Origin of the sequence: Paenarthrobacter sp. NPDC057981 (assembly GCF_042886835.1) — a bacterium.
GTDB lineage: Bacteria > Actinomycetota > Actinomycetes > Actinomycetales > Micrococcaceae > Arthrobacter.
In genome coordinates this window covers 1-20,261 of the sequence record NZ_JBHVQI010000042.1, presented here as the reverse complement: position 1 = coordinate 20,261, position 20,261 = coordinate 1, and the positions used below count along the sequence as shown (strand labels likewise).

The 20,261-nt window shown below is 63.8% G+C and carries 19 protein-coding genes; 8 read left to right on the top strand and 11 right to left on the bottom strand.

The features are described from left to right. Nucleotides 1-97: 97 nt before the first annotated feature. Nucleotides 98-1,444, bottom strand: coding sequence for a cation:dicarboxylate symporter family transporter (locus tag ACFVSI_RS21750; protein WP_387828462.1), 1,347 nt, complete (start codon nucleotides 1,442-1,444; stop codon nucleotides 98-100). Nucleotides 1,445-1,582: 138 nt separating this feature from the next. Between ACFVSI_RS21750 and ACFVSI_RS21745 the strand changes: the two genes are divergently transcribed. The 6 genes from ACFVSI_RS21745 (at nucleotide 1,583) to ACFVSI_RS21720 (ending at nucleotide 8,309) form a co-directional block, all read left to right on the top strand. Then, complete coding sequence (locus tag ACFVSI_RS21745) at nucleotides 1,583-3,229, top strand: ATP-binding protein (protein ID WP_387828465.1); 1,647 nt, start codon at nucleotides 1,583-1,585, stop codon at nucleotides 3,227-3,229. Continuing rightward, entirely contained in the window at nucleotides 3,226-3,939 is a 714-nt protein-coding gene (locus ACFVSI_RS21740; RefSeq protein WP_387828461.1) for a response regulator, read from the top strand. Before ACFVSI_RS21745 ends, ACFVSI_RS21740 begins: the two co-directional genes overlap by 4 nt. 77 nt (nucleotides 3,940-4,016) lie before the next feature. After that, nucleotides 4,017-4,655, top strand: coding sequence for a GntR family transcriptional regulator (locus tag ACFVSI_RS21735; protein ID WP_387828458.1), 639 nt, complete (start codon nucleotides 4,017-4,019; stop codon nucleotides 4,653-4,655). Nucleotides 4,656-4,665: 10 nt separating this feature from the next. Next, nucleotides 4,666-6,186: an MmgE/PrpD family protein gene (locus ACFVSI_RS21730; RefSeq protein ID WP_387828456.1), complete on the top strand. Its 1,521-nt coding sequence runs from the start codon at nucleotides 4,666-4,668 to the stop codon at nucleotides 6,184-6,186. Next, nucleotides 6,187-7,092, top strand: coding sequence for a methylisocitrate lyase (gene prpB / locus ACFVSI_RS21725; RefSeq protein WP_387828453.1), 906 nt, complete (start codon nucleotides 6,187-6,189; stop codon nucleotides 7,090-7,092). 77 nt (nucleotides 7,093-7,169) lie between these two features. Beyond that, nucleotides 7,170-8,309, top strand: a complete 1,140-nt coding sequence (locus ACFVSI_RS21720; RefSeq protein ID WP_387828450.1) for a bifunctional 2-methylcitrate synthase/citrate synthase — start codon at nucleotides 7,170-7,172, stop codon at nucleotides 8,307-8,309. Nucleotides 8,310-8,379: 70 nt separating this feature from the next. Here ACFVSI_RS21720 and ACFVSI_RS21715 read toward each other — a convergent pair whose 3' ends face one another. Beyond that, the gene (locus tag ACFVSI_RS21715) at nucleotides 8,380-8,877 is read right to left on the bottom strand and encodes an 8-oxo-dGTP diphosphatase (RefSeq protein ID WP_387828447.1); all 498 of its coding nucleotides are present in this window, start codon (nucleotides 8,875-8,877) and stop codon (nucleotides 8,380-8,382) included. Between the two features lie 57 nt (nucleotides 8,878-8,934). On the opposite strand from ACFVSI_RS21715, the gene ACFVSI_RS21710 reads away from it, so the two are divergent. Next, complete coding sequence (locus ACFVSI_RS21710) at nucleotides 8,935-9,639, top strand: hypothetical protein (protein WP_387828444.1); 705 nt, start codon at nucleotides 8,935-8,937, stop codon at nucleotides 9,637-9,639. Nucleotides 9,640-9,671: 32 nt separating this feature from the next. Here the strand turns inward: ACFVSI_RS21710 and xerD are convergent, their stop codons facing one another. The 9 genes from xerD to ACFVSI_RS21665 form a co-directional block, all read right to left on the bottom strand. Continuing rightward, nucleotides 9,672-10,631: a site-specific tyrosine recombinase XerD gene (xerD, locus tag ACFVSI_RS21705; RefSeq protein WP_387828441.1), complete on the bottom strand. Its 960-nt coding sequence runs from the start codon at nucleotides 10,629-10,631 to the stop codon at nucleotides 9,672-9,674. Between the two features lie 2 nt (nucleotides 10,632-10,633). Further along, entirely contained in the window at nucleotides 10,634-11,296 is a 663-nt protein-coding gene (locus ACFVSI_RS21700) for an NUDIX hydrolase (RefSeq protein WP_262278110.1), read from the bottom strand. 29 nt (nucleotides 11,297-11,325) lie between these two features. Next, nucleotides 11,326-13,071: a CTP synthase gene (locus ACFVSI_RS21695; protein ID WP_377543415.1), complete on the bottom strand. Its 1,746-nt coding sequence runs from the start codon at nucleotides 13,069-13,071 to the stop codon at nucleotides 11,326-11,328. A 144-nt stretch (nucleotides 13,072-13,215) separates the two neighbouring features. Beyond that, nucleotides 13,216-14,955, bottom strand: coding sequence for a DNA repair protein RecN (recN, locus tag ACFVSI_RS21690; RefSeq protein WP_387828436.1), 1,740 nt, complete (start codon nucleotides 14,953-14,955; stop codon nucleotides 13,216-13,218). 3 nt (nucleotides 14,956-14,958) lie between these two features. Further along, nucleotides 14,959-15,990 (bottom strand): NAD kinase, encoded by a 1,032-nt coding sequence (locus ACFVSI_RS21685; RefSeq protein ID WP_387828433.1) that lies wholly within the window; start codon nucleotides 15,988-15,990, stop codon nucleotides 14,959-14,961. 13 nt (nucleotides 15,991-16,003) lie between these two features. Further along, nucleotides 16,004-16,816, bottom strand: coding sequence for a TlyA family RNA methyltransferase (locus ACFVSI_RS21680; protein WP_387828430.1), 813 nt, complete (start codon nucleotides 16,814-16,816; stop codon nucleotides 16,004-16,006). 3 nt (nucleotides 16,817-16,819) lie between these two features. Then, nucleotides 16,820-17,065 (bottom strand): hypothetical protein, encoded by a 246-nt coding sequence (locus ACFVSI_RS21675; RefSeq protein WP_387828427.1) that lies wholly within the window; start codon nucleotides 17,063-17,065, stop codon nucleotides 16,820-16,822. A gap of 9 nt (nucleotides 17,066-17,074) precedes the next feature. Further along, nucleotides 17,075-18,061, bottom strand: a complete 987-nt coding sequence (locus tag ACFVSI_RS21670) for an HAD-IIA family hydrolase (RefSeq protein ID WP_387828424.1) — start codon at nucleotides 18,059-18,061, stop codon at nucleotides 17,075-17,077. After that, a complete protein-coding gene (locus ACFVSI_RS21665) occupies nucleotides 18,054-18,869 on the bottom strand; it encodes a hypothetical protein (RefSeq protein ID WP_387828421.1) in 816 nt (271 codons plus the stop codon). The genes ACFVSI_RS21670 and ACFVSI_RS21665 overlap by 8 nt, the downstream gene beginning before the upstream one ends. A 6-nt stretch (nucleotides 18,870-18,875) precedes the next feature. Here ACFVSI_RS21665 and ACFVSI_RS21660 point away from each other — a divergent pair, with 6 nt between their 5' ends. Further along, a complete protein-coding gene (locus ACFVSI_RS21660) occupies nucleotides 18,876-19,949 on the top strand; it encodes a hypothetical protein (RefSeq protein ID WP_387828419.1) in 1,074 nt (357 codons plus the stop codon). Nucleotides 19,950-20,261 lie beyond the last annotated feature (312 nt).

Below are 20,261 nucleotides of genomic sequence, written 5' to 3'. Positions count from 1 at the left end.
CACGGTTGAGGAAGTCAACGCAGCCGTCAAGGCCGCGGCCGAGTCCGAGCAGTGTGCCGGCCTTCGCCGCTTGTGGAGCGCATTGGGGCAAGTGCTGCTAGACAGTCGCCTTCGCCCGGGTTTCGGCCTCGGCGTCGACCTCCTGCTCGCTGCCGTGGGCGATCATCGTCTGTTCGTCGAACGGCTCGCTTCCGGACAGGACGCGCTCGACCTGGCCGTTGTCGATTTCCTTGACCCAGGTACCGATGAGCACCGTGGCCACAGCGTTACCGGTGAAGTTGGTCAGGGCCCGGGCTTCAGACATGAAGCGGTCGATTCCCACGATCATGCCTACGCCACCGAGGAGTTCAGGCTTGTGCGCCTGGAGACCGGCGGCAAGGGTGGCCAGTCCGGCACCCGTGACGCCTGCGGCACCCTTGGAGGCGATGATCATGAACACCAGCAAGGAAATCTGCGCGCCGAGGTCCAGCGGAGTGCCCATGGCGTTGGCAACAAACAGGGAAGCCATGGTCAGGTAGATGGCCGTGCCGTCCAGGTTGAAGGAGTAGCCCGTGGGGACGGTGACGCCGACAACCGGCTTGGAGACACCCAGGTGTTCCATTTTGGCGATCAGGCGGGGAAGTGCTGCTTCGGAGGAGGACGTGGAGAAGATCAGCAGGTATTCACGGGCCAGGTACTTCATGAGGCGGAAGATGTTGACGCCGGCGACTGCACGGAGCAGGGTACCCAGGATCACCACGATGAACAGTGCGCAGGTGATGTAGAAGGCCAGCATCAGGGTGAACATGCTCAGGATGGCCTGGGCGCCGGTTGCACCCACGACGGCGGCGATGGCACCGAAGGCACCTACCGGGGCGAGCCACATGATCATGATCAGAATGCGGAAGACCAGGCGCTGGCCGTGGCCGATGGCGTTGAGGATCGGCTGGCCCTGCTTGCCCATCTTCTGAAGGGCAAATCCGACCAGGATGGCGGCGAGCAGCGTGGGCAGGACAGGAATGTCACCCGGGATGATGCCAAGGAGGAAGTCCACGGTGCTGTCCGTGGCCGCCTTCTTGTTGGGATCGTACGGGGTCAGCTTCAGGCCCTCACCAGGGTGGATGAGGTTACCGACCACCAGGCCGATGGCGAGCGCGAAGGTGGACATGGCCACGAAGTAGCCGAGGGCCAGGCCGCCGACCTTGCCGACGGTCGCAGCCTTGGCGATGGAACCGATGCCCAGCACGATCGTGCAGAAGATCACCGGGGCGATCATCATCTTGATGAGTTTGATGAAACCGTCCCCCAACGGTTTGAGTGACTTTCCGACCTCCGGGAACAAGAGTCCGACGACAGCGCCGAGCACTACGGCCAGAATGACCGCGATGTACAGATAGTGCGACTTGTCGAGTCCCTTGCGTCCACTTTTGGCAGCTACTGCCGACTCTCCTCTTTGAGAGGTCATGGGATTCTCCTTCTGGATACTGTGTAAGGCGCTGCGGTCCTGCACTGATGTCCAATCCGCTGCCCTTGTGTGATATCCATCATTGAGCCGTCGGTGACATACATCACCGTTGCGGTCATATTGGTCATGGAGGTCCTTGTGTTTCACAGCTGGAGCATTGCCCGCCGATTGTTTGTGGCAAATCTGCTGTTCGTCCTGGTAATGACAGCGGTCTTCGGGACCTTTTCCGTGGTGGAGGCCAGGGACAGGGCTTACGACAATGCCGGCGGGCGCATGCAGGCCCTTGCCACCTCAATTGCCAACAACCCACTGGTGCTCGACGCGGCTGCGACCGCCAACCCCTCGGAAGTGCTGCAGCCCTACGCCCTGAAAGTCATGCACGACGCTGACGCAGACTTCATCACGATCATGGCCCCGGACCGCACGCGGTGGACCCACCCCCGGGCCGAGGAACTGGGCAAGCCCTACATCGGCACCATCGAGCCTGCCTTGCGGGGTGAGACCTTTACTGAAGTCACGGCCGGAACGTTGGGCCCCTCCGTCCGCACCATTGCCCCGGTCAGGGCTGGGGACGGCGCCATCAAAGCCTTGGTCGCCGCCGGAGTCACGGTCCGCACGGTGGATACCGACGTTGCTGACCGGCTCGGCGTCATTGGCGGCATCGCCTTGGTGGTGTTGGCCTTTGGGTCTTTCGCTGCCTGGCTGCTGGGACGCTACCTGCGTTCGGTGACCCGTGGCTGGGGACCGGAGCAACTGGCACAGTTGTTCGCCTACTACGAATCAGTTCTGCACTCTGTGCGCGAAGGAGTGATTCTCATCGACACCCGGGGCAAGGCCGTGATGTACAACGACCAGGCGGCGGAACTGCTCGGATTGGAACCATCCGACGCCGACAGGTCACCGGAGGCCGCTCCCAAGCTGGCGGAGCTTCCGTTCGATGGCAGCCTGCGGACGCTCTTTGAATCCGGCCGGCCCGCGCACGATGAGATCCACCTCACCGGTTCCCGCATTTTAGTGGTCAACCAGGCCCCGGCCATCGGCCCTGTGCCGGCCCGCAGCCGGCAGAAACCGGCGATCTACGGCACCGTGGCGACCATCAGGGACCGGACGGAAATCGAGTCTTTGGGGACCGAACTGCAGACGATGAAAACGCTCTCGGATGCCCTGCGCGCCCAGACCCATGAACATGCCAACCGTCTCCATATGATCGTTTCCTTGTTGGAGTTGGGTCGGACCCCGCAGGCGCTGGACTTCGCCACCAAGGACCTGGAGCTGAGCCAACAACTCACTGATGACATGGTGGCCTCCGTGGACGAACCGGTCATGAGCGCGCTGGTCATGGGCAAGGCGGCCGAAGCGCACGAGCGTGGCGTGGAACTGGTGGTCCGGACCTCGGGCAGCGGCGGTGTCCGCGGACTTGAGATCCAGGATCTCGTCACCATCCTGGGAAACCTGCTGGACAACGCGATCGACGCCGCGGCGGCCGGCGATTTACCGCGGCAGGTGGAGTTGGAGGTCGACGCCGGTGCTGCCGCCGTCGAATTCACGGTCCGCGATTCGGGCGGCGGCATCGATCCGGCGTCGATCGATGACGTACTGCAGTATGGATTCAGCACAAAGTCCTTGGATGGGACAGCGGGCGGCGCTCACGGCCGGGGTGTGGGTTTGGCTTTGGTCCGCCAGGCCGTCCAGCGACTCAACGGTACGATGACCATCAGCAATCCCGGCGGCGCGCAGTTCCATGTTGTGCTGCCCGCGCCCGTTCCCGAGGAAGAGAAAGCATGACAGACATCCGTGTCCTGGTTGTTGAGGACGAGCCGATAGCATCGGATGCACATTCCATTTACGTTGGCCGCTTGGACGGGTTCACCTTGGTGGGAACAGCACCGGACGGACAATCGGCGCTGCGCATCCTGGGTGAGTTCGCGGCGTCCGGCTCCCCGGTCGACCTGGTCCTTTTGGACATGAACCTTCCTGACCTGCACGGACTCGATGTCGCACGCCGGATGCGGTCTGCCGGAGTGTTTGCCGACATCATCGCGATCACTGCTGTACGGGAACTGAACATCGTCCGCAGCGCCGTATCCATCGGCGTCGTGCAGTACCTCATCAAGCCCTTCACCTACGCAACGTTTGCCGACAAACTGCGCAGCTACAGGACTTTTCGGGAACAGTTGGCCGGTTCAATGTCCGGGATCTCCAAAGCCGGAGCGTCGCAAAGCGATGTGGACCAAGCGTTCGCGAGCCTCCGCGCCCCGACGGAACTGCCGCTGCCCAAAGGCCTTTCAGGCTCGACTTTGGAAGCGGTGAAGGAGCTGGTACGTGCCCGGCATGAACCCGTCTCCGCGAGCGAAGTCATGGACGCTCTGGGCATGTCCAGGGTGACGGCCCGACGGTACTTGGAGTACCTCGCCGACGCCGGCACCGTCACCCGCGCGCCGCGCTACGGCACTCCCGGGAGGCCGGAGAACGAGTACGGGTGGAACCGGAATTAGTTCGAAGAATGTATACATTCATAGGCCCTAAATGAAAAACTGTGGCCTTTGGCAGGCTCGGTGTATACACTGAAGGCATGCGCGCCAGTGATCGGGCTTACACTGCCCTTCGTGAGGACATCCTTGAATGGCGCCTGCCGCCGGGTACGGTCCTCGCCGAAGTGGAACAGTCCGAACGGCTTGGAGTCTCCCGGACCCCGGTCCGGGAGGCACTGGCCCGGCTCACCGCTGAAGGCCTGACGGCGGCGGGCGGCCGAGGGGTCGTCGTCACCGATATCTCACTCGACAGTATCGACGAACTGTTCGAGCTTCGTGAAACCTTGGAAGTCCGGGCCGCCTCCTTGGCGGCACAACGCGGCGAGCCCGGGGTTTTTGCGGATTTACAGGCGCAACTGTTGCAGGCGCCCGGACTGATCAGCGACGACGATCCTGCGCGCCATGAGTACTACGACCTCGTGGGCCGCCTCGACGAGGCCATCGACGGCGCAGTTTCCAACTCCTACCTCGCGAATGCCATGCGCGGCCTGCGGGTCCATCTGGTCCGCGTCCGCCGTATGGCCGCCGACGATTCAGCAAGGCTCCACGCCGCGGCCTCGGAGCATGCCGCCATCGCTGAGGCCATCGCTGCGGGCAATCCACGCCTGGCCGAAGCCGCCACAATGGTCCACCTGCACCGCAGCCTCACCCACCTCAAAGCCGCCCACACCCCTGCCTAGAAGGAGCACCATGGTCAAGAACAACCACGTCCGTGTCTACAAGAGCGAAGAGAACCTCCCCCGCGAGGAGCAGTTGGCCCACAAGATCGCCGAGGTCGCCGCCGACCCCGTAGCAGTGACGGCAGAGGTCACTGACATGGTGATCAACCGGATCATCGACAACGCCTCCGTGGCAATCGCTTCCCTCAACAGGGCACCGATCGTTGCGGCCCGGGCCCAAGCCCTGACCCATACACCGAGCACCGGCGGCGAGGGCGCCAAGGTGTTCGGTATCAGCGAGCAGGTCTCCCCGGAATGGGCCGCGTGGGCGAACGGTGTGGCCGTGCGCGAACTGGACTACCACGACACGTTCCTCGCTGCGGACTACTCCCACCCCGGGGATAACATCCCGCCGATCCTGGCCGTCGCCCAGCACGTCGGGTCCAATGGTGCCGACCTGGTCCGGGCCATCGCTACCGGCTACGAGATCCAGGTGAACCTGGTCAAGGCCATCTGCCTGCACAAGCACAAGATCGACCACGTGGCCCACCTCGGCCCCTCGGCCGCGGCCGGCATCGGCACGCTCCTTGGTTTGGACGTCGAAACCATCTTCCAGTCCGTGGGCCAGGCCCTGCACACCACCACTGCCACCCGTCAGTCCCGCAAGGGCGAGATTTCCACGTGGAAGGCCCATGCCCCGGCGTTCGCGGGCAAGATGGCCGTCGAAGCCGTGGACCGTGCAATGCGCGGACAGACCTCCCCCGTGCCGATCTACGAAGGCGAAGACGGTGTCATCGCCTGGATGCTGGACGGCCCGGATGCCTCCTACGAAGTGCCGCTGCCGCTGCCGGGCGAAGCCAAGCGCGCGATCCTGGACACCTACACCAAGGAACACTCCGCCGAATACCAAGCACAGGCCTGGATCGACCTGGCCCGCAAACTGCACCGGGAACACCCCGAAACCACGGATCCGGCCAACGTCGCCTCGGTCCTGATCAAGACCAGCCACCACACCCACTACGTCATCGGCTCCGGCGCGAACGACCCCCAGAAGTACTCCCCCACCGCGTCCCGGGAAACCCTGGACCACTCCATCCCCTACATCTTCACCGTCGCCCTGCAGGACGGCGCCTGGCACCACGTGGACTCCTACGCTCCCGAACGCGCTGCCCGCCCGGACACCGTGGAACTCTGGCACAAGGTCACCACCGTGGAAGACCCGGAATGGACCCGGCGGTACCACTCGCTGGACATCGCGGAGAAGGCCTTCGGCGGTTCCGTGGAAATCACGCTCACGGACGGCACTGTCATCACCGACGAGATCGCCGTAGCCGACGCGCACCCCCTCGGTGCCCGGCCCTTCGCCCGCGAGCAATACATCAACAAATTCCGCACCCTCGCCGCCAGTCTGGTCGAGGACGCCGAAATCGAAAGGTTCCTCGCCGCCGTCGAACGCGTCACCGAACTTGGCGCCGGCGAACTGGGCCAACTCAACATCACCGCCGCACCCGGCGTGATCGACCTCACGGCAGCTCCGAAGGGACTGTTCTAAATGCTGTACTCCACAATCACGCCCGAGCAGAAAAGGCTGCGCCTCAGGGAACTGCTCAGTTCAGGAACGGTTCAACAGTTCCCCGGTGCGTTCAACCCGCTCTCAGCCCGGCTGATTGAGGAGAAGGGCTTCGCGGGGGTCTACATCTCCGGCGCAGTCCTGGCCAACGATCTCGGCCTGCCCGACATCGGCCTGACCACCCTCACCGAGGTGGCCACCCGCGCTGGGCAGATCGCCCGGATGACGGACGTGCCCTCCCTGGTGGACGCGGACACGGGTTTCGGCGAGCCGATGAACGTGGCACGTACCATCCAGGAACTTGAAAACGCGGGCCTGGCCGGTTGCCACATCGAGGACCAGTTCAACCCGAAACGTTGCGGGCATCTGGACGGCAAGAACGTGGTGGACGTCGACACGGCCGCAAAGCGCATCCGTGCCGCGGCCGACGCCCGACGGGATCCGAACTTCCTCATCATGGCCCGGACCGACATCCGCGCCGTCGAAGGAATCCAGGCCGCACAAGACCGCGCGAGGGCGCTGGTGGACGCCGGGGCGGACGCCATCTTCCCGGAAGCCATGAGTGACTTGAGCGAGTTCCAAGCCATCCGCGACGCCGTGGATGTGCCGATCCTGGCCAACATGACCGAGTTCGGCAAAAGCGAGCTCTTCACGGTGGACCAGCTTCAAGGTGTCGGAGTGAACATGGTCATCTACCCCGTCACGCTTCTCCGCATTGCCATGGGCGCTGCAGAGCGTACTCTGGAATCGATCAAGGCTGAGGGGACCCAGGAAGCGCACGTGGCCAAGATGCTCACGCGTGCGCGCCTCTACGAACTCGTCGACTACGAGGCATACAACCAATTCGATACCGGCGTTTTCAACTTCCAGGTTCCTGGCGTCCGCTAGGTTCCGCATTCATCAAGGGGAACGCGGGTCCGCCGAATATTCCAGGCGCACCCGCACTACGAACGAAGGAGTTCAACATGGCAGATGTTGACATCAAAAAGGGCCTTGCCGGAGTCGTGGTGGACTACACCGCCGTCTCGAAGGTCAATCCGGACACCAACTCCCTGCTGTACCGCGGATACCCGGTCCAAGAACTGGCCGCCAAATGCAGTTTCGAAGAGGTTGCCTACCTGCTGTGGAATGGGGAACTGCCCGACGAATCCCAGCTGGCTGAATTCACGGCCCGCGAGCGCTCAGGCCGCGCCCTGGACCCGGTGGTCAAGCAGGTAATTGATGCCTTGCCCACGACTGCCCACCCCATGGACGTCTGCCGCACCGCAGCGTCCGTGCATGGTGCCAGGCACGAACTGGCCGAGGATTCCTCGCCTGAGGCCAACATGAAGAAGGCCATCGACCTGTGGGCAGCCATGCCTGCCGTGGTGGCCTACGACCAGCGGCGACGCCGGGACCAGGAGCCTGTGGAACCGCGCGATGACCTGGGATACTCTGCGAATTTCCTGTGGATGACATTCGGCGAAGAACCGGTGGACGAGGTCGTGGAGGCCTTCAACGTCTCGATGATCCTGTACGCCGAGCACTCGTTCAACGCCTCGACCTTTACAGCCCGGGTTGTCACCTCCACCCTTGCTGACCTGCACTCCGCAGTCACAGCCGCTATCGGCGCCCTCAAGGGTCCGTTGCACGGTGGTGCCAACGAGGCCGTCATGCACACGTTCGACGAGATCGGTATCCGCACCGAGGAGTCACTCGAAGATGCGGCCTCGCGCGCGAAGACCTGGATGGAAGACGCACTGGCCCGGAAGAAGAAAGTCATGGGCTTCGGGCACCGCGTCTACAAGCATGGCGATTCCAGGGTTCCCACCATGAAGGCGGCCCTGGACAAGATGATTGCCCACTACGGGCGACCGGAACTCCTTGGCCTCTACAACGGTTTGGAGCAGGCCATGGACGAGGCCAAGGCCATCAAGCCGAACCTTGACTACCCCGCAGGGCCTACGTACCACCTCATGGGCTTCGACACGCAGACCTTCACTCCGCTGTTCGTCGCCAGCCGCATCACCGGCTGGACAGCCCACGTCATGGAGCAAGTGGCCTCGAACTCCCTGATCCGGCCCCTGAGCGAATACAACGGTCCGGAAGAGCGGCACGTGCCCTAAGGCTTCGTCCACCGAAAAATTACGACGACGGTCCGGTCACCGAACAGGCGACCGGACCGTCGTCGTTTCCTTAACGCCCGGGTTCCACCCACTCCACCGTATGGACGTCCGCCACGCTCTCGTTGTCCGCGGCCAGGTCCACCCGCACGGCAATACGGCGGCCGGAGATCATGGCCGGCAACCAATGCTCGGCGTCGGCCCACATCCGGTCCACCGGCAGCTGGCGGACGGGGAACCAAGCGGGCGCGATTTCCTCGCTTTCGGACGGTTCCCCGATCCACGAACGCGTCAGGAAGACCGTAGTGGCCATATTCCATTCGGGCCTGGCCGGAAACACGAAGTCGACGGTGCCCGCGGGGACCAGGTCAGCGGCCTCCACCACGACGTTGATTTCCTCCATCACCTCGCGGCACGCCGCTTCAAGGGCGGTCTCCCCCGCTTCCAGATGTCCACCCACGCCCACTACCTTGCCCCGCCCGAACCCGGTCTTCTTGGTTCCGAGAAGGACGTCTTCGCCGTCGGAGCCTTCGCGGAGGAGGAAGCACAAGGTCACGTGGGCTGCTGTCATGCTGCCTACCTTAACCCGATCTCCCCTGCCGCGCCCCGCCATTGCTACAGTGACCCCATGAGCGAAGCCGGGGGTGACGCGGGCGCCAGTATGGCAGCTCCCGCCAAGAGCACTAAGGATCAGGACAGTTGGCTGCCGCGATGGCTTGTAGCGCATCCGCTCTACGCGGGATGGGCCTGGACCCTGCTGTGGGCGGGCCTCATCGTCCTTGACGAAGTGGTGGATGTGGCCGGATGGACCTGGTACCTGCTGGTCCTGATGGCGGCGCTGCCAACCCTGGTTTCCACCCTGGTGGTGTTGCACGCGACGCCACGAAGCCACCTCCGTGCGGTGGACGCGACGGTATTGGGCCACTTTTTTGTTAGGTTCCTGGCCTTGGTGGCCGCATTCATGGTGTGGGCGGCTTCGGTGGTGATGAGCGCGTCCATCTCCACCACGGTCCAGTCGGTGGTCGGCGATTCGGAAAAGGAAGTCACCGCCCTGGGCTTCAACCTCATGGTGGCGGCCGTACCCCTGGTGCTCTCCGTTTTGTGGATGGCCTTCATTGTGCGTTGTGCGTGGTTCCTGCGCCGTTTGCGGGGCTGGCGCCAAGTGCCGGTCAAAACACGCGTCCCGAAAAAGTTCCTGCGTGGTCGGCCACGGCTGAAACGCGTAGTGGTGGGCCTGGCGCACCCTGGACTCTTGCTGGTGGCGGGCTTGGGAACGTCGCTGCTGGCGGTGTCCGTGGACGCGGTCGAATTGACCCTGAACGCTTTGGATTAGCTCCGTTCTGGTCTGGCTCCTTTTGGCGGCGACTAGCCCAACGCCCGGGGGTGGGCTGCCGCGTAGACCTCACGCAGGGTGTCGGCGGTAACCAGCGTGTACACCTGGGTGGTCGTCACAGAGGCGTGACCAAGCAGTTCCTGCACCACCCTGACGTCCGCTCCACCTTCGAGCAAGTGCGTGGCGAAGGAATGCCTCAGGGTGTGTGGTGAGACATCCTTGGTGATGTTCGCCCGCTCCGCGGCCGTCTTCAGGATGGTCCAGGCGCTCTGCCTGCTGATCCGGCCGCCGCGGGCGTTGAGGAACAGCGCCGGCGTTCCCTTCCCCTTGGACGCCAACAGGGGGCGGCCGCGCACAACATAAGCCCCGACCGCGCGTGCACCGTAAGAGCCCAACGGCACCAAACGCTCCTTGGACCCTTTCCCGAACAGCCTGACGATGGCTGGCCCGGCTCCCGGGTCTACCAAGGAAACGTCGTCCACATCCAAGCCCACGGCCTCGCTGATGCGGGCGCCGGTGGAGTAGAGGAACTCCAGAAGGGCCCGGTCCCGCAGCCCTGTTGCTGTGTCAGAACCTGCTGCTTCCAGGATGCGTGTCACTTCACCTACGCTGATGGCTTTCGGAAGTCGCTTGCCCGGCATAGGCGGGTGGACATCGCTGGCGGGATCCGCCGTCGTCGTCCCTTCCAACGCCCAAAACTTGTGGAGGCCGCGGACGGCAACCACAGTGCGTGCCGCCGAGCGGACGCCCAGGGTTGCGCCGCCGTCGGACCCATCGGACAAGGCCTGGACAAAGGCTGTCACGTGGTGCCGTGTAATGTCACCGGGCCGCTCGGCACCCTGGGCCGCCAGGAAGTTGGCATATCGTGCCAGGTCGCGGCGGTACGCGGCCAAAGTGTTCGCCGCGAGGCCTCGTTCCACCCCTACGTGCTGCAGGTAGTCCGTTACGGCCCGGTCAATCCCGTTGAGCGGCCGGGTTGCGGCCTCTGCCATGCTCAGCGCTGGCTCGGGTGAGCCGGCCACGGCGCGTTGGCAGGGCGGAGACTGGTGAAACCATCGGCCTTGGCAGCTGCGGCCGCCAGGATGCCCAGGACTGCAGAGGGGTTGTGCAGACGGCCTTCCAGAACTGCCTTGACGGCTTCTTCGAGGGGGACCCAGTGAAGTTCGATCTCCGCTTCTTCGTCCGTGCGGACATGGCGGTCAGCTTCCGGAACGTCCTTGAGCCCACGGGCAAGGTAGATGCGCACGGCCTCGCTGGAGGAGCCGGGCGAATTGAAGAAGTCGACCAGGACATTCCACGTGGCCGCCGTCAGGTCCGCTTCCTCGGCGAGCTCCCTCGCCGCACCGACGACGAAATCTTCGCCTTCCACGTCCAGCAGACCAGCGGGAATTTCCCACAGGTCCATGCCGACGGGGTGACGGTACTGCTTAAGCAGCAGGATTTCCCCGTCAACGTTCATGGGCAGTACCGCGACCGCGCCAGGGTGGTCGATGTAATCACGCACCAGCGTATCCGTGCCTTCGCTGAGCTGGAACGAGTCACTGACGACGTCCCAGATCCGGCCTTCGTACACCTTGCTGGTAGACAAAAGACGGCGCGGGCTCGGCATGTCCGAAACCTGCCTTGATGTGCGGGGGGTTTCAGAAATACCGGGCATCGCGCCGTCCTTCGTTAGTGCTTCCGTATTTACTTCGCTGCTACCGTGCGGGCACCGGTCTTGGTCGCCACCGGGCTGCCTTCACGGCGTTCCAGGGCAGCCTTGACCAGACCTGCGAACAGCGGGTGTGGGCGCGTGGGGCGGGAGCTGAGCTCCGGGTGCGCCTGTGTTGCCACGTAGTACGGGTGGACTTCGCGGGGAAGCTCCACGTACTCCACCAGCTTGCCGTCAGGAGAGGTACCCGAGAAGACCAGGCCTTCGGCTGCGATCTGCTCGCGGTACTTGTTGTTGACCTCGTAGCGGTGGCGGTGACGCTCGCTGACCGTGGTGGTGCCGTAGGTTTCGGCGATGACCGAGCCTTCGTCGAGCTTGGCTTCGTAGAGGCCCAGGCGCATGGTGCCGCCCAGGTCTCCCTTGCCCTCAACGATGTCCAGCTGCTCTTCCATCGTGGCGATGACCGGGTACTTGGAGTCGGGCTCGAACTCGCTGGAGGATGCCCCTTCGAGTCCAACCACGTTGCGGGCGTACTCGATCACCATGCACTGCAGGCCGAGGCACAGGCCCAGGACAGGGAGCTTGGATTCACGGGCAAACTTCAAAGCGCCCAGCTTGCCTTCGAGGCCTCGAATACCAAAGCCACCGGGAACACAGATGGCGTCGACGTCGGCCAGGGCCTTGGTGGCACCGGCCAGGGTCTCGCACTCATCCGAAGGAACCCAGCGGATCTTGACCTTGGCTTCGTTGGCGAAGCCACCGGCACGAAGGGCCTCAGTCACGGAGAGGTACGCGTCCGGAAGGTCGATGTACTTGCCCACCAGGGCGATCTCAACGTGGTGCTTCGGGTTGTGGACGGCTTCAAGCAGCTTGTCCCACTTGGTCCAGTCGACATCCTTGAACGGCAGGTCCAATGCCCGCACGATGTAGGAGTCCAAGCCCTGGGAATGCAGGGTCTTGGGAATGTCGTAGATGCTCGGTGCGTCGGCTGCGTTGACCACGGCGTCGATGTCGACGTCGCACATGCGGCCGATCTTCTCGCGCATCGCATCAGGGACTTCGCGGTCCGAACGGATCACGATGGCCTCAGGCTGGATACCGATGGAGCGCAGTGCAGCCACGGAGTGCTGGGTGGGCTTGGTCTTCAGTTCCTGGGAAGGACCGATGTACGGAACCAGGGAAACGTGCAGGAAGAAGACGTTGTTGCGGCCTACGTCCTGACGGACCTGGCGGGCCGACTCGAGGAACGGCTGGGACTCGATGTCACCTACGGTGCCGCCGATTTCAGTGATGATGACATCCGGAGCATTCTTGCCTTCGGCAGGCAGACGCATGCGGCGCTTGATTTCATCGGTGATGTGCGGGATGACCTGGACGGTGTCTCCGAGGTATTCGCCGCGCCGTTCCTTGGCGATGACGGTGGAGTACACCTGGCCCGTTGTCACGTTGGCCGAACCTTCGAGGTTCTCATCGAGGAAGCGTTCGTAGTGTCCGATGTCGAGGTCGGTTTCGGCGCCGTCATCCGTCACGAATACTTCACCGTGCTGGAAAGGGTTCATCGTGCCCGGATCCACGTTCAGATATGGATCGAGCTTCTGCATAGTTACAGACAAACCGCGTGCCCGCAGGAGATGGCCGAGGCTGGAAGCCGTCAGACCCTTACCGAGCGAGGACGCCACACCACCGGTGACGAAGATGTGTTTGGTCGTCTTGGACGAGCCCGGGAACCGGGAATTTACACGGGAATTTGATCGCTGCACCACGGAATTCGAGCTTATCATCAATTACGCCTTCCAAGCGTCCTGTTCGGATTCCCCAAATGGTCAATAGTTGCCCAGGACCGCGATCCAATCAAGAGCATGGCGGCCAAAAAGTGTTGATGTGATGGTGCTCCCATTTTCAATTCCGCTCCCCGGCTTCAGGAGTCAGGCGCGCTGGGGTAGGAGCTTTGCGTCGTCGAGCAGTTCCTGCGCATGCGCCTGTGCCGACTCCGAGTCCTCCTGACCGGCCAGCATGCGCGCCAGTTCCTTGACGCGTTCGTCGTCGCTGAGCAGCTGCACATCGCTGGAGGTGAAACCCGTGGCCGTCTTCCCGTCGGAACCGCGCACCGACGTTTTGGTGACACGGATGTGCTGATCGGCGAACGCAGCAACCTGTGGCAGGTGGGTGACCACCAGCACCTGGACGTGACGTGCCAGCATGGCCAGGCGACGCCCGATTTCGACGGCGGCACGCCCACCCACACCTGCGTCCACTTCGTCGAAGACAAAGGTGGGAACGGGATCCACCGCAGCGAGGACAACTTCGATGGCGAGCATGACCCGGGACAGTTCACCTCCCGAAGCTCCCTTGCCCAGGGGGCGTGCGGGAGCGCCGGAGTGTGGCTGGAGGAGGAAGGCGATCTCGTCGGTCCCCCACGGCCCCAGGACATCGCTGCTCTCCACCTCAATCACCAATGTGGCATCAGCCATGGCCAGGGCCTTCAGCTCGGCACTGACGCGCCCTGACAGGTCTTTGGCCGCCTTTGAACGCGCCTTGCTGATGGCTGCGGCCAGTTTGCGCAGAGTCACCTCGGTAGAGGCCACCTCGGCGTCCAAGGATTCGATCCGGCTCGAATCGTCCTGCAGTTCATCCAGCCTTTTCCGCGCCGTGGCCGCCCACTCCAGGACCTCATCAATGCTGGGAGCGTACTTGCGGATGAGCTTGGCGAGGGCCGCCCTGCGCTCCTCGATTTCCGACAGGCGTTCCGGACCCTCGGTGTCCAGCGCGGCCTGGTAGCTGGAGAGCTCAGCAGCAATGTCATTGAGGAGGAACCCCACTTCAGCCAACCTGGCCGCAGCGGCGCCGAGTGTTTCATCGTGCTCGGCCACATGCTCAAGGGTCCTCTTCGCTGCGTCCACCATGGACGTGGCATCTCCGGATTCGCCGAATTCCTCGGCGATCAGGGACTCGTGCGCCGAAGCAGCGGCAATCCGCAGTTCCTCGACATTGGCGAGTTTGACCGCCTCCGCCTTCAAGGTCTCGTCCTCGCCGGGCTGGGGATCAACCTCATCGATCTCGGTCAGGGCGGCGTCCAGGGACTCTGCCTCACGCAGCCGCTCGCGGGCTTCAGTCCGCAGCGTCTCCAGTTCGGCCTGGATCGACTTCCAATGCCTGTAGAGGTCCTGGTACTCCCCCAGCGACTTGGCCAAGGACGCACCTGCGAATCGGTCCAGTGCGTGACGCTGGGCCGCCGCACCCTTCAAACGGATCTGGTCCGTCTGTCCGTGAACAACTACCAGGCTTTCGCCAATCTCGGCCAGTACACCTACCGGCGCGGTTCTGCCACCGACGTAAGCACGGCTGCGGCCGTCCGCGCCGACGGTGCGGGCCAGCAGGAGCTCAGCGACGCCGTCGTACTCTTCCGCGTCTCCACCCGCTTCACGGGTGCGTTCCACGGCGCTGTGGGCAGGATCGAGCTTCAGGACCGCTTCGGCCGACGCTGACTTGGCGCCGTTGCGCACTGCACCGGCGTCCGACCGGGCGCCCAGGAGAAGCCCGACGGCGGTGACCACCATGGTCTTGCCGGCGCCGGTTTCGCCGGTAACGACGCTCAGCCCCGGGCCCAGGGGCAGGGCAGCGTCGGTGATGACGCCGAGGTCACGGATTCGGAGTTCTTCAAGCATGCTTCACTTCGCATTCGTGGGTTCGGAGGGGTCACCGTCCCGGGGAGCATCCATATCCCTCGGGCTGGGCAAAGGCGCCGGTGACAAGGTTCTGATGACAGGGATGGGACCCGTGTGGACTTCGCCCCGGCGTGGGGCCGGGCCGCGCCAACCGTGGATGGGAAGTTCGAATTTACGGACCAACCTGGCTGAGAACGGGGTCTTATGGGTCCGGGCGAGCCGCACCGGGGTCGCGGAGCGGGTCACCTCCACCCGGGCGCCGGGAGGCAGATCCACTGACCGCCGGCCATCGCACCAGAGAACGCCCTGGGCATCGGTCCGGTTCATGATTTCGACCGCAAGCTTTGAACGCGGCGAAACCACCAAAGGCTTGGCGAAGAGCGCGTGTGCGCTAATGGGGACTATCACCAGGGCCTCGACCTCGGGCCACACCACAGGTCCGCCCGACGAAAAAGCGTAGGCCGTGGACCCCGTAGGCGTGGCCATCACCACGCCATCGCAGCCGAAGGACGTCAACGGACGCTCATCGACTTCGGTAACCACTTCCAGCATCCGCTCCCGGTTCGCCTTCTCGATGGCGGCCTCGTTCAACGCCCATGTGTGCCAGATTTTTTGGCCCTTGATCCACACTTGGACGTCGATGGTCATGCGTTCTTCCACCGTGTATTGGCGGCTCGCGATCCACTCCACCGTCTGGGCGAGGTCGGCCCGCTCGCTCTCGGCCAGGAAGCCAACGTGGCCCAAATTGACTCCGAGCAGCGGTACATCAACCTCGCGGACCAGTTCCGCAGCACGCAGGATGGTGCCGTCACCGCCGAGGACCATGACCAGTTCCACGTCCTCGAGGCTGACGTGGTCGTTCAAAATCTCAATGGGAGTGTCCAAAGCACCGAAAAAGCGTTCGATATCGGCAAGTTCAGATTTCTGCAGCACAGGAACCAAACCTGACGAGTGCAATTGCGTACAGGCATCCCATGCAGCGCGGAGCGATTCCTCCCGCCCAGTGTGGGCAAGGACAAGTACACGCCTGCTCATCGGGTTCTGCTTTCTAGTGGTTTGGCCAGAGGTTCTTCAACAAGGCAGCTACGTGCTGGTCCCGCTCTTCGATCTTAGGCAACGCGGCGGACATCCTGCGCGTCATCCACAGGAAGTATTCAACATTTCCGTCCTGGCCCGGCAGCGGGCTGGCAGCCAGGCCCCGAAGATCCAGCCTGGAATCAATCGCCGCGGTGGCCACCTGGGCAACCGCCCGGCGTCGTTCGTTCTCGGAGGCAACCACTCCCGTCCGGCTCAACCGCTCCTTGCCAACCTCGAACTGTGGCTTGACCATGAGCAGCAGATCCCCGCCGGGTTCCGTGCACCCCGCCAGCGCTTCCAGCACCAGAGTCAGCGAGATAAAGGACAGGTCCGCCACTGTGAGCCGGGCCGGTCCACCGATCTGTCCGGGAGTCATATACCGGACGTTGAGTCCTTCGTGGACCTCCACCCTGGGGTCCTCCCGCAGCTGCGGAACCAGCTGTCCATGGCCAACATCCACCGCCACCACGCTCGACGCGCCCTGCCGCAGCAACACGTCAGTGAAACCGCCCGTGGAGGCACCGGCGTCGAGGCACCGCTTCCCGGAAACCACGACGGCGGGAAAGGCCTTGAGCGCGCCAGCCAGCTTATGACCGGCTCGGCTGACGTAGATATCCTCAAGGTGCGCTTGGACGGTCAGCTCAGTGCCGCCATCGACCTGGAGTGCCGGTTTTGCCAGGACAGCCCCACTGGAGGAAACCTTGCCGTCACTGATCAGTTTCGCGGCATGGGTCCGGGACCTCGCCAACCCTCGGGTGACCAGTTCCTGATCGAGTCGTGCCATGGATCAGTTGCTGCCTTCCGGACGTTGGGGGCTGGATTGGATCGTTGGGAGTCCCGGTTCGGCATCCAGGGCCTCCAACAACGAATCATGGATCCGGGTGTAGAGCTCCCCGTGGTCCTCCAGAGGGACATCGGGAACACCGTCCAGGATGCTGAGAGCCTTGTCCACCAGGGCATCCCCTGTGGCGTGGGCTGGCTCAGGCCATTGCACGTTGCTGTCGTCCGGCTCCGGTGCGGGAATTTCGGTCATCGCACCAGTCTAGTGAGTACGCCACTCCACCTGCGGGGCCGTCGCTTCCGCAGCATCGGGAACGGCAGCCCACCATGCAGCGCAGGCCGCACGCCAGGCGTCGAGGTCATCCTCATGCCCGATCACGGTCACCGTGCCGTCCACAACGGAAGCCGAACCAGCACCGCAACGGAAGGTGCCGCCGTCGTCCGTGATCGCCGGGTACGGAGCGTACAGGCCTTCCAGGTCTGCGAGCAGGTAGTCAGGGCGTTCATCGGTGCGGGCAGCAAGGATGGTACTGGTGGTATCAACGCCGGTGAGCACGGCCGCCGTCGCGAATCCTGCGCGGTTGCCACCGAGGATGTCCGTGTCGAGACGGTCACCGACCACCAGCGGCCGTTCAGCCTTGAGCCGCTTGGCAGCAGCATGGAACAGTGGCGCTTCCGGTTTTCCTGCCACCAAGGGTGTCTTCCCGGTGGCTGCAGCTACGGCTGCCACGAGCGTCCCATTGCCCGGCGCGATGCCTCGTGCCTGCGGAATGGACATGTCCGTGTTCGTGGCGAACCACGTGGCACCTCCCGCGACAACGTACGCGGCTTCCGCGAGATCCTTCCAGCCAATCTCGGGATTGAATCCCTGAACGACTGCAACAGGGGCCTCAGCTGCGCTGCGGACGGGCTTGAGTCCCACAAGTTCGATCTCGTGGGCCAAGGCCGCGCTGCCCGTGATCAGCACATGCGATCCCGCCGGCAGCATGGAAGCAAGGAGCTCCCCTGCCGCCTGCGACGAACTCACCACTTGATGGTCCTCTGCCGGCGCGCCCAACTCACGCAGGTGCGCGGCCACCTGGGCAGGAGTCCGGGAAGCGTTGTTGGTGACGTACCCCAGGCCAACGCCCACGCTTTCGAGGCGTTGCAACGACTCCACAGCCCCCGGGATGGCGTGCGGTCCCGCGTAGACCACCCCGTCCAAGTCGGAGAGGACAGCATCAAATGATGAGATCAGTGAATCAGCCATGCTGGGTGTCGGTGCCCTCGTTGTCCGCTTCTGCGTCCTCTGCTTCTTCGTCGTCTTCGGCAGAGTCTACGTCCGACTCGGCGTCGTCGGATTCAAAGTAGTCCGACTCGGCGTCGTCGAGCTCAACCTCATCGTGGGCCACGTCAGCCGCGGCAGCTTCCGCGATGACCGTTTCCGCTTCAGGCTGCTCGACGTCGGTCTCCGGGGACGGCTTCTGGAAGCGCGGCTTACGCGCGGCTTCTTCTTCCTGCTCGTCCCAGCCGAGGTCGAGAATTTCAGGTTCAGCAAAGTCCCCGACGCCCAGGGCGTTCTCAGCAACCACTGCCTGGCGGGCCCACTTGTCGGCCTCTTCCGTCCGCCCAACAGCGTTCAATGCCTCGGCGTAAGCGCGGAAGAGGCGGGGGCTGTAGGAGAAAGCACGGTTGATATCAAGCTGCGGGATCTCCAGCTCGCTGACAGCTGCATCGAGCTGGTCAAGGTCCGCACGGGCACCGGACGCCACGATCGCCAGCTCCACCTTGCCGGGGGCATCGAGATCCTGGGCTTCAGGAGAACGCACCATGTCCAAAGCACGGTCAGGGCGGCCAAGGCCGCGCTCACAGTCGGCCATGACTGGCAGGTGGACGTTGGACCCGCTGATGCGACGGTAGGTCCGGAATTCACGCAGGGCCTCGCCATAGTGGCCGGCGGCGTAGGCCGTGAGACCCACTGCCTCGCGGACCGCGGAGAGACGGCCTCCACGACGACTGGCAGCCAACGCGTGCTGGAACGCCAGTTCGGGTTCAATGTCGATCAAACGGCCAGCCATAACCAGGTGCTTGGCAACCCAGCCGGCACTCTGCTCCTCAAGGGTTTTGATCTGGTGGCCTGTCGCGCGGTCCAGTTCCTTACCTGTGACATCCTCGTCAATCTCGGGAGAACGTTCGCGGTCGGGACGGTTCGAGCTGCGGATGTCCTTGGCGTTGGGAACGCGGGCGGGGCGTTCTTCCCAGGAGTTGCCACGGTCATTGCTGAACGAGCGGCGCTCACCATCGCGTGCCGGGCGATCACCGCGGTCTCCGCGGTCGGAGAAGGACCCGCGGTCGTTCCGGCCACCAAAGGGCTTGCGGTCGCCACTGTCACGGCGGGGACCATCGAAGTTCCGCGGACCACGCTCAGGACGATCACCGAATGGCTTACGGTCACCACGGTCATTGCCGAACGAGCGGCGATCACCGTCACGGGCGGGACGGTCACCGCGATCGCCGAACGGCTTACGGTCGCTATTGAAAGGCCTGCGGTCGTTGCTGTCACGGCGAGGGCCATCGAAGTTCCGCGGACCACGCTCAGGACGATCACCGAACGGCTTACGGTCACCACGGTCATTGCCGAACGAGCGGCGATCACCGTCACGGGCGGGACGGTCACCGCGATCGGCGAACGGCTTACGGTCGCTGTTGAAGGGCCTGCGGTCGCCGCGGTCACCGCGGTCACTGCGGTCACTGCGGTCACTGCCGAACGAGCGGCGGTCACCATCACGTGCCGGACGATCACCGCGGTCACCGAAGGGTTTCCGATCGTTGTTGTCGCGGCGAGGGCCATCGAAGTTACGGGCGCCGCGCTCGGGACGCTCACCGAAAGGCTTGCGATCGCCGCGGTCACTGCGGTCACTGCCAAACGAGCGGCGCTCACCATCGCGGGAGGGACGATCATTGCCATCCCGGTTTTCCCTGGAACGGAAGCCCCTGGGGTCCCCTCCGGAACTATTGTTGGCGCGGAACGAACCGCGGCCGTCCCTGTTGCCGCCGAAGTTTCCGCGATTGCCGCCGCGATTGCCGCCGTTGTGCTCAGCCATGGTGGATTCCTCCTGTTGCGAGCCGACCACTGGCGCGTGCGTAGTCGCTCATAACCCTTATTTCGTTGTCACGCCGCCGGCAGCACTGAACTACCGACTCGTATGTCTTATGCAATTCTATTCGACGCCACCAGAGCCACTGAACCTGGGAAGCGGCTTTCGGCCATCCCGTGGCAAGTCTCACAACCAACTGAGCTCGTGCGTGCTCGCTTGGATGGTGGTCTCGGGGATTGGTTTGTTAAAGATGAAAGGCCCCAACGGTCGTGGTTGGGGCCTTCAGTGTTGGTGTGTTGTTTAAGTGTGGGAGACCCCCCAACCGTGGGTTGGGGGGTCTCGACCTAATGGTTGTCCGGCGGTGTCCTACTC